Annotated in this window: 12 protein-coding genes; 5 read left to right on the top strand and 7 right to left on the bottom strand. The window is 34.2% G+C overall.

Annotated elements, in window-relative coordinates:
- Window positions 1–132: 132 nt before the first annotated feature.
- The 3 genes from NBT05_RS05020 to NBT05_RS05010 all read left to right on the top strand — a co-directional run bounded on the left by NBT05_RS05020 (window position 133) and on the right by NBT05_RS05010 (window position 1,785).
- The gene (locus NBT05_RS05020; protein WP_265772362.1) at window positions 133–315 is read left to right on the top strand and encodes a hypothetical protein; all 183 of its coding nucleotides are present in this window, start codon (window positions 133–135) and stop codon (window positions 313–315) included.
- Between the two features lie 563 nt (window positions 316–878).
- Window positions 879–1,313, top strand: coding sequence for a ribose 5-phosphate isomerase B (rpiB, locus tag NBT05_RS05015; RefSeq protein ID WP_265772361.1), 435 nt, complete (start codon window positions 879–881; stop codon window positions 1,311–1,313).
- Between the two features lie 25 nt (window positions 1,314–1,338).
- Complete coding sequence (locus NBT05_RS05010) at window positions 1,339–1,785, top strand: GNAT family N-acetyltransferase (protein ID WP_265772360.1); 447 nt, start codon at window positions 1,339–1,341, stop codon at window positions 1,783–1,785.
- A gap of 9 nt (window positions 1,786–1,794) precedes the next feature.
- Here NBT05_RS05010 and NBT05_RS05005 read toward each other — a convergent pair whose 3' ends face one another.
- The 6 genes from NBT05_RS05005 to NBT05_RS04980 form a co-directional block, all read right to left on the bottom strand.
- The gene (locus tag NBT05_RS05005) at window positions 1,795–3,504 is read right to left on the bottom strand and encodes a kelch repeat-containing protein (protein WP_265772358.1); all 1,710 of its coding nucleotides are present in this window, start codon (window positions 3,502–3,504) and stop codon (window positions 1,795–1,797) included.
- 205 nt (window positions 3,505–3,709) lie between these two features.
- The gene (locus NBT05_RS05000; protein WP_265772357.1) at window positions 3,710–5,335 is read right to left on the bottom strand and encodes a S41 family peptidase; all 1,626 of its coding nucleotides are present in this window, start codon (window positions 5,333–5,335) and stop codon (window positions 3,710–3,712) included.
- Window positions 5,336–5,397: 62 nt separating this feature from the next.
- Window positions 5,398–5,769: a ribonuclease P protein component gene (rnpA, locus tag NBT05_RS04995; protein ID WP_265772356.1), complete on the bottom strand. Its 372-nt coding sequence runs from the start codon at window positions 5,767–5,769 to the stop codon at window positions 5,398–5,400.
- A gap of 77 nt (window positions 5,770–5,846) precedes the next feature.
- Window positions 5,847–7,676, bottom strand: a complete 1,830-nt coding sequence (locus tag NBT05_RS04990) for a M1 family metallopeptidase (RefSeq protein ID WP_265772355.1) — start codon at window positions 7,674–7,676, stop codon at window positions 5,847–5,849.
- Window positions 7,677–7,680: 4 nt separating this feature from the next.
- Complete coding sequence (locus tag NBT05_RS04985) at window positions 7,681–9,366, bottom strand: S8 family peptidase (protein ID WP_265772354.1); 1,686 nt, start codon at window positions 9,364–9,366, stop codon at window positions 7,681–7,683.
- 4 nt (window positions 9,367–9,370) lie between these two features.
- Window positions 9,371–10,228, bottom strand: coding sequence for an MBL fold metallo-hydrolase (locus tag NBT05_RS04980; RefSeq protein WP_265772353.1), 858 nt, complete (start codon window positions 10,226–10,228; stop codon window positions 9,371–9,373).
- A 276-nt stretch (window positions 10,229–10,504) separates the two neighbouring features.
- Between NBT05_RS04980 and NBT05_RS04975 the strand changes: the two genes are divergently transcribed.
- Complete coding sequence (locus NBT05_RS04975) at window positions 10,505–12,373, top strand: cation:proton antiporter (RefSeq protein WP_265772351.1); 1,869 nt, start codon at window positions 10,505–10,507, stop codon at window positions 12,371–12,373.
- 116 nt (window positions 12,374–12,489) lie between these two features.
- The gene (locus NBT05_RS04970; protein ID WP_265772349.1) at window positions 12,490–12,774 is read left to right on the top strand and encodes a hypothetical protein; all 285 of its coding nucleotides are present in this window, start codon (window positions 12,490–12,492) and stop codon (window positions 12,772–12,774) included.
- 285 nt (window positions 12,775–13,059) lie between these two features.
- On the opposite strand, the gene NBT05_RS04965 is transcribed toward NBT05_RS04970, so the two are convergent.
- Window positions 13,060–14,112, bottom strand: coding sequence for an endonuclease/exonuclease/phosphatase family protein (locus NBT05_RS04965; protein ID WP_265772348.1), 1,053 nt, complete (start codon window positions 14,110–14,112; stop codon window positions 13,060–13,062).
- Window positions 14,113–14,197 lie beyond the last annotated feature (85 nt).

Below are 14,197 nucleotides of genomic sequence, written 5' to 3'. Positions count from 1 at the left end.
TACTTCAATTATTTTTACCACAATTTTAAAGTTAAAATTAAAATAATTCCATGAATGTTACATAAGAACGTTTAGTTTCTTAAAAAATACTTAAATTTGTTATAAGCATTTGGTACATTGCTTTGCTGGTATATGAAGAAAGTAAAGAAAATACATAAAATTATATTCCTTTTTGCTATTATCTTTTTAGCAGGCTTTTTTATTTTCTCTAAGAATATTAATAAAACTATCAATCAGGAAACTTCAACCAGATTGACTATGACAGAAGATTCTAATAGCACATCGGATCCTAAGGTTTTTCAGATTGAAAAGTAGGTACATATAAGTTACTTTCTTAAAATCAAATTTCATCTACCTTTTAATCTTATCAACACTTATTACTATATATTCTTTTTCTTTCTTTTTAAAAAAATTAAAAATGATGATGATAATATAGTGTTAATAGCGGTATATCTTTTTATCAAAAATCTTGGATTTTAAGTTACCTAGTTCTTTTACATTCTTATAAACAGGTTATACATGTTTTAAAACACTTATTATCTGTGTAATATAGATTATAATCAACAATTGTTGATAAAGCTATTTGATTAATAGTTTGTCATAAATAGTTTCAATTTTTAATGTGAATAATGCTTCTACCTTACCTAATAACATTTCAATAATTAGAAGTAAAAAGAACCGGATAAATCGATCCTTTTTATACCTAATATAATTATGTTCATTTCCAAAAAACCTTTTCATTTTTAAATAAAAGATATAAACAAAACAGCTCTTAGGTTAAGAACAACTTGTCAACAGAAACAATTGTGCATGTAGAACTGTTACCAATATTTAACCTAAAACCTTTATAGTATATTTGCAGATAAATTGAAAATATTATGAAGATCGCTATAGGTAACGACCACGCGGGTACGGAATATAAAGATAGTATTGTGGAGTATTTACATTCAAAAGGGTATGAAGTTACTAATTATGGAACAAATAGTTCAGAAAGCGTAGACTATCCGGATTTTGTGCATCCGGTGGCAAAAGATGTACAGGATCAAAAAGTAGCTTATGGAATTTTAATTTGTGGAAGTGGTAATGGTGTTTGTATGACCGCAAATAAATATACCGAAGTCCGCGCAGGATTATGCTGGACGAATGAGATTGTTGCTTTAACCCGGCAACATAATAACGCCAATATTTTATGCATTCCAGCTCGTTTTACCGCAATACCACAGGTTTTACAGATGGTAGAAACATTTTTAACGACTGATTTTGAAGGTGGCCGTCATCAAAATCGGGTTGATAAGATTACTTCCTGCCTTTAACTTATAAATTCTATCTGACTTACCTATGTCCTTAAAAACTCAAATAAAAAGCTTTGGTGAAATACAACTTGAAGAGTTATATCAAATATTAAAACTAAGGACCGAAGTATTTGTAGTTGAACAGGATTGTGTATACCAGGACATGGATAATAAAGATCAAAAAGCGGTACATATTATTGGTTACTATCAGAACGAATTAGCAGCTTATACCCGTATTTTTAAACCGGGAGATTACTCGGATTTAGCGAGTATTGGAAGGGTTGTAGTGGATCCGAACAAAAGAAAATTCGGATTCGGAAAAGAAATTATGAATGCTAGTATACAAAGTATTTATGACTTATTTGGTAAGCAACCTATTACTATTTCAGCACAATGTTATTTATATGATTTTTATGCTTCCTTAGGTTTTAAACAGGTTTCTCAGGAATACCTGGAAGATGGTATTCCTCATATTAGAATGAATAAAGATTAAAATTGAACGTTACTTTTTAAGAATTTTAGAATAATATAACTGGTCAGTTTTAGTAGTAATTCCTAAAATATACATCCCGGAAGCTAAATCTTGAAGGTTTATATAAATACGATCGTCGACAGCTTTATTTTGCTTATATAATTCGATGGGAAGTGTTATTTGTTTTCCTTGCAGGTCAGAAATACTGATTTTTTTGATGCCTAATTGATTTTGCTCCGTTAAATCAACCGAAAGTACAGTTTCTACAGGATTGGGATAAATAGTAATTGTAGAACGGGTGGTTTCAAGAGTTGATAAGGTTTGATTTATAAATGCTTCAGGTAGAGAAGCTACATACATATTTTTTGAAAAATTACCCCCTACCGCATAAATTTGGTCATCAAAAGTATCTGCCACCATGGCGTACCTGGCTACAGGTAGGTCTGAAAATTGTACCCAAACATTTTGAGAAGGTTGATACGCATACACTTCTCTATATCCTCCCTTATTATGTTCAATCTGACCTCCAACCGTAAAAATATAATCTTTATAAGTAAAAGTGGAAGCATGGATATGATTGAAGGCCTGGGGCATATCAGTGACAAAACTCCAGGTATCAGTTTCCGGATCATAACGATGTACATCATCTTGTGGTACTAATTTACCATCATGTTCTTTTTGCCCCCCTAGCATATAGATCATTCCATTTAAGAGTACAGAACCACTATGATGCCTGGGATTGGGCATGGGTGAACGGTACTCCCAGCCTTTTTCCGTATCGTTCAGGTTTAAAACTAATACATCACCTTGATCTGTATTTCTGGGCTTATTAGTACCTGCTATATAGAACAACCGGTTATTAACATAGTGTAAAGCACCTGCCGATCGATCAATAGGTAGCGATGGTAATTCCTGATACTCATCCGTTGAAGTTTCATACTTATATACCCGTTTAGACCCAAATTGTTGCCCGGTTCCAGAAGCATTTGCCGCAAAACCTGCAGCAATGTATATGTTTCCGTTAGTATCATGCGTCCATCCCATATGAGTAGCCCCTCCGCTACCAGAATCATCAGCCATCGGGGGCATATTTTTAAAAGGAATCCAGGAATTTAAATCAATATTGTAACCATGTACATCCGGTCGCGGAGAAAAACGACGGGTAAAACTACCAAAGGTATAAAAGGTACTATTAACAAAACCTCCGGCACCTTCAAACAACTCATTAGGATGGTCGGCTAAGCGCGACCAGTTCAATTCGTATTCTTTGAAGATTGCAACTTCTTTATCGTTAATGGTAATATTAATCTCAGCGTCATATTGTTTTCCTTCCGAATCTGTAATTTGAACATTTAAAAATAACGGACTTAAAACTGCTAACAAATACTTGGGGTTATCAACTTTAATTTCACCTGAAGTAGCATCTACCTTCACTACTTGCATGGAATCAAACTCCGGATCATCTTCAGAATCCCCTTTAGGAAATTGAGAAATTCCTAGAAATTCGGCTTGCTGAAGGATAAAAGAAACAGCAGTAATTTTCTGATCTTCCAATTTTATATTATCAATGAAGGTACCGGAAGTACTACCTTCTTCTATTTCAAAATTTTGCGTTTTTACCTGTTGAGATATATAGAAACGACTACTTTCTTTTAAATAATGTTGATTAGCTAATACCTGAAACTGAACACTTACTACAAAGCAAAAAAGTATACTGGTATGTAAAATCCTATACGACATATACCGAAAATTAAGATATTTTGGGTTAGAGAACATAAACTAAATCAATTGTTTTTTTTCATCTATTTCAAAATTAGATCTAATATTTTTATCAAAGTATCTGCTTCCAATAAATCAAAATTCTTTATACTTTTCTATTCTTACATCATAGCAAATAGCTATCTATTCAACATAAGAGTAATGATAGATTTGGTTTGACTTTATTTTAACCCTTTAAAATTTTCTGATAAGTATTCGCATCACTTAAAACTTCTTTACTCTTTTTAATTTCGGGGTTATTTTTTACATAATACGTATACAAACCTTCTCGATAGGCAATACGCTTAATAATTTCATCTTGTAACAACGTACTAATTTCTTTTTTATACGTATCCAAATCTTTTTCTTTAGTACTTTTAATGGTAGCTAATAGTGCATCGTATTGCTTTTTAACCGCCTGGTCTAGCTTTTCTTTTCTGGAAATTTCAAAGGCATCTTTTAAAGCTTTTTCCGTTTTAGTATCGTATTTGATATTAGCATTCTTGACAAATTCTTTAAACTTTTGATAATCATTATCGGTAAATTTAAATTTATCCATAGTCATGTTCGGATGGCTATAATAGTACTTAGTGGCAAAATTGAAAATAGCTTCGGAACCTAATAAGGTATTGGTGATATTGCTATATTTTGACGTTTCCATTTCAATATCCGGTTGGATGCCTCCCCCGTCATAAACAGTTCTTCCGTTTTTAGTGGTAAAAGCCTTAAAGTCCTGTTCCCGTATTCGGGTAGCTTCGTTATTTTTATCCCGGTTCCAATAATCTAAGGCTTGTATACATCTTCCGGATGGTGTATAATACCTGGAAATAGTAATTTTAATCTGAGTTCCGTAGGTAAGCTTTTTTGGGCGTTGTACCAGGCCTTTTCCGAAACTTCTGGCACCAATCACCACTCCCCTATCTAAATCTTGTATACCTCCTGAGACGATCTCACTAGCAGAAGCACTTCGACCATTTACTAACACAACGAGTGGAATTTCGGTATCTATAGGCTTATTTTTTGTAAAATACTCTTTGTTATATTTTTCTATAGAAGATTTAGTAGTAGTAATCAGTTCTCCTTTTGGTACAAAGATATTAGTTACATTAATAGCTTCACTTAACAAACCTCCCGGATTACCTCGTAGGTCTAAAATTACTTTATCTGCCCCTTTTGCTTTTAAATCATTAAGGGCTTCAATAGTTTCACTAGAAGCTTTACTATTAAATTTGGATAACACAATATATGCAGTATTATCGTCCAGCAAGGTGTAAAATGGAACTGCTTTTACTTCAATTTCTTCTCGGGTTAATACCGTATTTTTAGTTTCACCTTGTCGGATATAAGTAATGTCTACAGTGGTACCGCTAGCTCCTTTTAATAGCTCTCCGGCATCCTCTTTAAAATCCGAAACAGTGATATCTCCAATCTTGATAATTTCATCTCCGGCTTTTAACCCGGCTTTGTCCGTAGGATAATCTTTATAGGGTTCAACGATCACAATTTTATCCTTGGTAGTATTTACCGTAGCTCCTATCCCGGTATATTCTCCGGCATTTCTAATTTTAGAAGCTTCTACATCCTGTTCATTCCAATATTTGGTATATGGGTCCAGGTCATCTAGCATGGCATTAATAGCCGTTTCAATCAGTTCTGCCGGATTAGTTTCGTCTACATAGTTCATGTTTATTTCTTTAAACATGGTAGTAAAAATTTCTATCTGTTTGGCAATTTCAAAAAAATCGGATTTAAAACTTACCGTGGAGATCGCTATACCAACTATGGCGGAAAGCAATACTATCTTCTTTTTCATATTACAGTTCGTATGGAAGTATTGAAGTTATTTAAATTATACAGTAAGATACTAAAAAGTCTTTACTTTACTTTTTCTGCAAAAGCATTTAAAAGAAAATTTATCTTTTTTGATAGAAAATGATAATCGGGCATTTCTTTACCAATATAAATTAACATAAGCGAATAACTTCTGGTACATTCGTTTAAAACTTCTGCTTTTTGTAATCGGTATGCTTCTCGTAACAAGCGTTTAATACGATTCCTGTCTACGGCTCTTTTAAATTTCTTTTTACTTACCGAAACCGCTGCTTTAATACCAATTTCTTTACCATCTGAACTTTCCCGATATACCAAAAGCACCGGAAATTTTTTTAAACTTTGTCCTTCCTGAAACAGAAGCTCAATTTCTTTAGTACTTTTTAATTTTTCTTTTTTAGAAAAAGTAGCTTTCATTCAGGAAAAATTTTAAAACAATCTAAGTATAATCTGCAAGTCCTTAAATTATAAATGGTTATAGATATGACCAAAAGCTATTGAACAGCCTTATTATTAGCTTTATGTACATCTGCCATTCTATGTAACGGATCAATTTCAATTGTTTTAATATTATCAACAGAAGTTGGAATGTTAAATTGATAATCGGGATATGCCCAGGCCCAATCCGGAAGAACCGTTCTCTTCGTATTTTGAAAAGGATTTGTTTTTTGTCCCCTCATCATTTGCAACGGAATGTAAAAATATTCTTGGCTATCATCCTGATAGGTTACCATGATATCAATAGGCATAGGCATAGAACCAATACGTTCTAAGGTAACAATCGCCTGATCCTGATTGTTTGTTACAGAACGAATCCCGTAATTAATCACATTAGTCGTTTTTGTCCAATCCGTTAAGTACCAATCCAATTGCATACCCGAAATATTTTCTGCAATACGCTTAAAATCATTAGGCGTAGGGTGTTTAAATTTCCAGGTATTAAAATACTGTTTAATAGTTTTTTTAAGATTTTCTTCTCCTATCACATATCCTAATTGTGCTAAAAATACACCTCCTTTACTATACGCAGAAGTACCATAGGCAAAATTAGTATCATAGCGATCTGCATGAGTAGTCTGAGGTTTTTCTACATTTGAGGTAGCTAATTTAATATAGCCTTGGTACATCTCTGCTAACGGATCCGGTTTATTTTGTTTCATTACTTCGTCCATAGCCAGTGTTGAAATATAGGTAGTAAAACCTTCATCCATCCATTCATGTTTAGCTTCGTTTGTTGCTAAAATATGTTGAAACCAGGAATGCGCCAGTTCATGTGCGGTAACACCCACCAGACTACCAAATTTTCTATTACCGGTAATTAGGGTACACATTGCATATTCCATACCTCCGTCGCCACCCTGGATCACCGAATACTGCTTATAGGGATAAGTACCAATGTTTTTATTAAAATAATCAAGAAGCTTGACGGTTAAGGGTTGTAATTTTTTCCAGTTCTCGATAATTTTATCATCATTTTTATACAAAAAGTGGAGTTCCGTTCCGTTTGTAGCGGTAATTTTATCGTGTAAAAATTCAGGATCTGCTCCCCAGGCAAAATCGTGAACATTTGGGGCAATAAAATGCCAGGTACGGGTTTTTCCTTTTTTCTTTTTGACCTTAACACCATTTTTTTCGTACCCCTCACCTATTTCATTTGCGTTTTGCAGGTATCCGGACCCTCCTAAAATATAAGAGGAATCAATAGTAATTTTTACATCAAAATTACCCCAAACTCCATGAAACTCTCTTCCGATGTAAGGATTGGGATGCCATCCTTCAAAGTCATATTCGACCATTTTAGGATACCATTGCGTCATCGACAAAGCAACCCCTTCCTTATTATTTCGTCCTGACCTACGTATTTGTAAAGGTACTTGTCCTTTGAAACCCAGAGTAAATTCTGTCTTTTGGCCTGGTAAAATAGGTTGGTTTAATGGAACTTCTAGTATAGTTCCGGATACCTCAGGCTTCAGCACCTTTCCATCCTGTTGTATACTCTCAATTTCCAAGTATCCGTATTCGTCCGGTTTTAGTTTGCTAATACGATCTCGTACTCTGGCATCCGGATCAGTAATAGATAAAGATCTTACGTCCATTTCGCTACCAGGTTGAAAGGCGTTAAAGTACAAGTGATAAAAAACAGTAGTAAGCGTATCTGGCGAATTATTTGTATACACCAACTTTTGATTACCCGTATAAGTATAATTTTCAACATTTACCTCTACATCCATTTGATAATCCACATGTTGTTGCCAGTAGGATGTATTATTCTGACCCCATACTTGTATACAAATAATACATATAAAAAATGAAAATTTGTTCATATACTTATGATTTTGAGGTTTTTCCTGCTAGAATAAGGGCGTTATACAAATTCACCATTTTACCAGATTTTGATAATTCGTTAAAAACTTTGGCTTCGGATAAATCACCACCTACCATCACTCTCGATTTGGTAGAAATACCACTATTAATAATGATATCTTTTACTTGTGAAGCTTTTAACTTAGGATAATATGATCGGATCAATGCAGCAATACCGGCAACTGATGGAGTAGCCATAGACGTACCTTGCATAAATTCGTAAGAATTATTAGGTGTTGTTGCCCATATTTTGACTCCAGGTGCAAAAACATCCACGTTTGATTTTCCGTAATTTGAAAAATTAGCTACCAGCCCGGATCCATACTCGTAATTTAAAGCACCTACAGTAATAAAATTATCAGCAATTTCAGAAGTATTCGATGTTTGATCATTAGGATAAACAGCCGTTTTATCTAAATCTTCACTCTCATTACCCGCAGCATTTACGATTAATACATCTTTTTCTGCGGCATATTTTATAGCGTCATAGACCCATTCCGGATGCGTTGAAAAATATTTACCAAAACTAGTATTAATCACCTTAGCACCATTATCAACGGCATAGCGAATTGCTAGGGCAATATCCTTATCGTATTCGTCTCCATTAGGTACCGCCCGGATCGCCATAATTTTCACATTTTTAGCTATACCATCCATTCCTATACCATTATTTCTTTCTGCTGCAATAGTGCCAGCCACATGAGTTCCATGCTTAATACCTTTCTTTTTAGGATCCGGACCCATCACATTAGCATTACCATAAGTTATGTCTGTAATATCTTCTACGTCATCACCCACTTTTGCACGACCATCAAAATCCAGGTTTAAATTATAATCCAATTGCTCAGTAAAATGAGTAATTCCTTCTTTAATATTTTTTAAAAAGTCAGGAATGCTTTCACCAGGTTCTAAAAATCCATACATCTGCATTAATAAACCTACATGTTGTTGCATTTCCGGTTCTTTAGGATAAGCTTGTTTCAGTTCTTCCAGGGTATAATCTTCTTTACCTAAGAGTTTAGTCACTTTTTCATGAGAGCCTTTAGTTTGCTCATAGATTTGTTCATATTGTTCTTTTCTGGCGGAGGCTTCCTGGAACTCTTCGGCATGTTTTGCTTTAGCTTCGATATATAATTGGTAATCTTCAGTATCTTCAGGGTTAATGGAAGAAATATTTTTTCCTTCGAATTTTGACCCTAGCTTTTTAATAATACGCGTGTATTCCAGGTTTTCATTTTCAGCATCGCCTAAAAAATTCCATCCGTGAATATCATCAATATACCCATTATTGTCATCATCCTTATTATTTCCCGGAATTTCGCCGGAATTTGTCCAAATCACATTTTTTAGGTCTTCGTGCTCAATATCAGTACCACTATCAATGACACCCACGATAACGGTTTGCCCTTTTTTATTTTTTAAAATTTCTTTATAAGCCCGGTCTACACTCATTCCCGGAATGGTATCTTTGATAAGATCTCCGGCTCCCCAAGTTTTAAGTTCTTGTGAAGTTAAGGGGGTTATTTTAAGCGGAATATTATCAATGCTCTCAATAGGAGTAGAAATGATTGCAGGTGACCCACAACCAATTAAAGCTAACGTAAGTAAACTAAGTAAAATATATCTTTTTATGGACTCTCTAAAATTCATAGTTTTAATTAAATATTTCGTTACAAGTATAGGTTTCATGTAAGCGTATTCCTCTATCGGTTCGTTTTACCGTTATAATTTCGTGGTGCGCATCATGTTCAAGAAATAAATACCAATTTTGATCCGCAGCTTTTTCTAAAAATTCTTTTTTCTCATCAACTGTTACTAAAGGTCGAATATCGTAACTCATCACATAGGGTAATGGAATATGACCCACCGTAGGTAATAAGTCTGCTACAAAAACAATTACTTTATCTTTATACTGAATATGAGGCAACATTTGCTTATCCGTATGACCATTAACAAAAGTCACACCAAAGTTCAATGCCGTGTTTTCGATAAAACTACCTTTAACTGGATCAATTAAATGTAATTGACCACTTTCTTCTATGGGTAAAATATTTTCTTTTAAGAAAGAAGCTTTTTCCCGTGGATTAGGTGCTATTGCCCACTGCCAATGTGCCTGATTGCTCCAGTACTTCGCATTTTTAAATAATGGCTGTAAACTACCGTTATTATTAGTTATAATAGCACCCCCACAATGATCAAAATGTAAGTGGGTTAGGAACACATCCGTAATATCATCAGGATGAAAACCAGCTTTCTTTAAAGAGGACAGTAAAGAAAAGTCTCCCCAAAGGTGGTAATACCCGTAGAATTTTTCGGATTGTTTATTGCCCATACCGGTATCAATCAGGATAAGCTGATCACCATTTTCTATCAATAGGCACCGGGTAGCCAGGGGTATCTGATTATTTTGGTCTGCGGGATTAGTTTTTTGCCAAATGCTTTTGGGAACTACGCCAAACATAGCACCTCCGTCAAGCTTAAAGTTTCCGGCTTCAATGGGATATAGTTTCATTTACCCTTAAAGATTATAAAATTTTTCTGATTTTCATTTAAGAACAATAAAAATACTACGTTTTATAGGTATAATTATCGAAATTCGTGCAAAATAGAAAAAAGTAGATGGAATGAAATTAATTTGTAAGCCTTTTAACAAATTTCAGAAGTATTCTACACTACCGTGATCTAATTGATAACCGTGAGACGGAATAAGTACAAAATGATGGCAATTAAAGTCGGAAGAAAGACAAAAAAACAATATCTTCCTGAATTAATTTTAAAATTCTGATTTATGGTAGAATTATCAGGAATTATCATTCTAGGAATATTAGCACAATGGGTTGCCTGGAAATTTAAAATTCCGGCGATTTTACCTTTAATATTAATAGGTTTACTAGTTGGACCTATCTCTACGTTATATACAGAAGATGGTACTAAATTAATCCAACCGATCTGGAATGGAGAAAACGGTTTATTTCCGGGTCAAAGTTTATTTTATTTCGTATCGCTGGCAATTAGCATAATCTTATTTGAAGGAGGTCTTACATTAAGAAGGGGCGAGATACTTAACGTAGGACCGGTAATTCTAAAGTTAATTACAGTTGCTGTAATTATCACTTTTTTTGGAGCTGGATTTGCTGCTCATTTTATTTTTGATTTAAGTTGGCCGATTTCCTTTTTATTCTCAGCATTAATTATTGTGACGGGTCCAACGGTAATCACGCCTATTTTACGAAATATACCGTTAAAAAAAGATATTTCTGCGGTGTTAAAGTGGGAAGGGATATTAATTGACCCGATCGGAGCATTGTTTGCTGTATTGGTTTTTGAATTTATTAGTGTAGGAGAGGGGCAGGCCTTTACACAAACAGCACTGCTTGAATTTGGTAAAATTGTGTTGTTTGGATTTACCTTTGGATTTACCTTTGCTCATGGGTTGGCTTTTTGCATTAAGAAAAAAGTAATTCCGCATTACTTGTTAAACGTTTTTACGCTGGCAACAGTTTTAGGTGTTTTTGTATTATCTGATACTTTTGCTCATGAATCCGGATTACTATCTGTAGTAATTATGGGTATGGTCTTGGGAAATATGGAATTACCTAATCTGGATGAACTTTTATATTTTAAAGAATCGCTAAGTGTATTGCTAATTTCCATATTATTTATATTGCTTTCTGCAAATATGAATATGGTAGATTTATACCGGGTTTATAATTGGGAAGCCGCTTTATTATTTGCCTGCGTTGTTTTTATTGTACGACCGCTAGGTGTCTTTCTAAGTTCGATCAATTCCGGTTTAACCTATAAAGAAAAACTTTTTATCTCGTGGGTAGGTCCCAGAGGGATTGTAGCAGCAGGTATCGCCTCCTTATTTGGGTTACGCCTGGCACAGGAAGGAGAACCGGGAGCGGAATATATTACGCCACTGGTATTTATGATCGTTTTAGGTACGGTACTGCTAAATGCAACGACCGCACGATTGTTTGCCAAATTGGTAGGTGTGTTTCTATATAAATCTAACGGGATTTTAATGATCGGCGCCTCTAAGCTTTCTCGGATGATTGCTTTATATCTTGAAGAGAATAACCGTCATGTAGTTTTAGTTGATAGTAATAAGAACAATGTAAAAAAGGCAAAAAATTTAGGACTAGAAGCTATTGAAGCCAGTATCTATAATGATCAGTTAAAAGATAATATAGAACTAAACGATGTAGGATATTTAATGGCACTTACCGGAAATAGCGAAATCAACAAGTTTGCCATTGATAAATTTAGGGAACAATTTGGAGAAAACGGTTCGTTTCGATTGATTAGTAAAGAAGAAATGAACGATTCTACTAAGAATCCTGCCGAAGCTTTATTTTCTCATACGGATGACTATAACCGATTAGTAGATTTAACGGAAAAATATCCGGGAATACTAGAAATTAAAATAGATGACGAACAGCATTATAAGTCTTTGCTCAGTTTATCTTATGAGAATGAAGAAATGGTACCACTTTTTATAAAAGAAGGCGATAAGATTACTATTCTATCTGCTAGTAAAAAGAAAAAGTATAAAGTTAAAGTTACCGAAAATTGTTTCTTGGCTTACATAGGAAAACCTATAGATGTAGAAGATGTTCAAAGAGTAGTTACTACGGAGGTGTTAGATTCATAAATCAGATAAAGAACATTAAAACACGACATAATACTCAATTTTAACATAATTTATTGTTAACGATTAGTTTTTAGTTATATATTCGCATCTGAAAAATAAACTAAAAACCCCAAATTATGAAAAAATTTATTTTACCTGCTTTATTTGTAGTTGTAACTCTAGGATTCACTTCTTGTGGAGATGATGATGAAGATGATGGAGCAAAAGCGGGTTGCGAAGAATGTGAAGTATTAGGAATCAAAAGTACTATTTGTGATAATGGCAATGGAACTGCTAAGGTTTCTGCAGAGATACCGGGATTAGGTAAAAGTGAAGAAGATATTGATATTCCAGAAGGTCAGACCTTTGAAGAGTTTGCTGATACTCAATGTAGCGCTTCTGTTTTTGGACAAGTGAAATAGTCTTTGTACGAATTGTAAATTAAAAAGCGACTTGAAATTTAGGTCGCTTTTTGATTTTAAGATAACTTAAAGCTTAAAACCCCAAAGGTTTTCAAAACCTTTGGGGTTTATTCGGATGTAGTTGTAATCGGGCTTCGAGAGCCTCAGCCCTTAGTTCGTTCCACAACTTTTGACCTTCCGAGTTTAGTGAAGTATAAACTCAATAACTTAGTAACTTAATAACCAAATAACTAATAACAACAAATAAACTTTTGCCTAGTGCCTTCTGCCTAATCAACTAAAAATTCAATCCACCCGCTTAATTAAATACGAATACACTGGATAATGATCGCTATAGCCTCCGGTAAAACGATGTCCAACCATACTTCGAAAAGGATAGCCTTTATATTTTCCGGAAGTATTAGATAAGTACAAAGGATTAAAAATGGCAGTTTTATATAACTGATAGGTAGTAAAATCTTTGTCAACAAAACTTTTGGAAAAAATTAATTGATCAAAAAGGTTCCAACTATCTCCATAAGCTAGGGAACCAATACCCTTTTTATGAAGTTTTGCCATCGGATTATACAATTCGCGAAGCCTAACATTGTTTTTATTGTATTTAGCTTTTAGGATTTTAGTAATACTTTTATTATTGGGATCATCATTAAAGTCGCCCATAGTAATAATTTTGGCGTAAGGATCTATGTCAAAAATAGAGTCCATAATCCGAAGGTTCAATCGGGCAGCTTGTTCTCGTTTATAACTACTCCGCGCTTCACCACCCCTTCTGGAAGGCCAATGGTTCACAATAATATAGATCAGTTCATTTTCTAAGTATCCACTGACAACCAACTGATCCCGTGTATAAATGCGTTTAGAAAGATCATTTTCATCATACAACTTTAGTTCGTACGTACGGGATTTTTTGAATTTAAAATACTTAGGTTGGTATAACAAAGCTACATCAACCCCCCTGCGGTCCGGAGAGTCATAATGTATGATCTGATATTGAAAAGGTTTTAAAGTTAGCTCATTTACTAGATCTTCTAATACCTTCCGATTTTCAACTTCTGCCAAACCTATCAAAATAGGACTATTTCGTGCCTTTTCTACCCCGATTTCTGAAATGACTTTTGCCAGGTTTGTTACTTTATGCTGATATTTTTCTAGCGTCCAGTGATCCGTACCTTCGGGGGTTCGGTCGTTATCAAAGGTGATAGGATTATCGTAGATATCAAAAAGGTTTTCCAGGTTATAAAATGCTACGGTATGAATCCGATAAGCATGTTCACGCTGGCTTATAGCCGCGAATTTTACGACGATTAAACAAATAATAGAAACTAATTTCGGGGACACTTTTAACTTAATTTCGGATAAAAATACATTTTAAATTTGGTAAATTACGTATAAAGTGTAATTTTGTGCTGGGAAATAACTTCAC

The organism is Aquimarina sp. ERC-38 (assembly GCF_026222555.1).
Lineage (GTDB): Bacteria > Bacteroidota > Bacteroidia > Flavobacteriales > Flavobacteriaceae > Aquimarina.
Note: the sequence above shows the minus strand (reverse complement) of the source record. Positions and strands in the feature narration are given on the sequence as shown.

Bases quoted from the DNA above. Each gene is read 5' to 3' on its own strand.
- NBT05_RS05020 (WP_265772362.1), top strand. From the start codon at position 133: ATGAAGAAAGTAAAGAAAATACATAAAATTATATTCCTTTTTGCTATT.
- rpiB (WP_265772361.1), top strand. From the start codon at position 879: ATGAAGATCGCTATAGGTAACGACCACGCGGGTACGGAATATAAAGAT.
- NBT05_RS05010 (WP_265772360.1), top strand. From the start codon at position 1,339: ATGTCCTTAAAAACTCAAATAAAAAGCTTTGGTGAAATACAACTTGAA.
- NBT05_RS05005 (WP_265772358.1), bottom strand. From the start codon at position 3,504: ATGTCGTATAGGATTTTACATACCAGTATACTTTTTTGCTTTGTAGTA.
- NBT05_RS05000 (WP_265772357.1), bottom strand. From the start codon at position 5,335: ATGAAAAAGAAGATAGTATTGCTTTCCGCCATAGTTGGTATAGCGATC.
- rnpA (WP_265772356.1), bottom strand. From the start codon at position 5,769: ATGAAAGCTACTTTTTCTAAAAAAGAAAAATTAAAAAGTACTAAAGAA.
- NBT05_RS04990 (WP_265772355.1), bottom strand. From the start codon at position 7,676: ATGAACAAATTTTCATTTTTTATATGTATTATTTGTATACAAGTATGG.
- NBT05_RS04985 (WP_265772354.1), bottom strand. From the start codon at position 9,366: ATGAATTTTAGAGAGTCCATAAAAAGATATATTTTACTTAGTTTACTT.
- NBT05_RS04980 (WP_265772353.1), bottom strand. From the start codon at position 10,228: ATGAAACTATATCCCATTGAAGCCGGAAACTTTAAGCTTGACGGAGGT.
- NBT05_RS04975 (WP_265772351.1), top strand. From the start codon at position 10,505: ATGGTAGAATTATCAGGAATTATCATTCTAGGAATATTAGCACAATGG.
- NBT05_RS04970 (WP_265772349.1), top strand. From the start codon at position 12,490: ATGAAAAAATTTATTTTACCTGCTTTATTTGTAGTTGTAACTCTAGGA.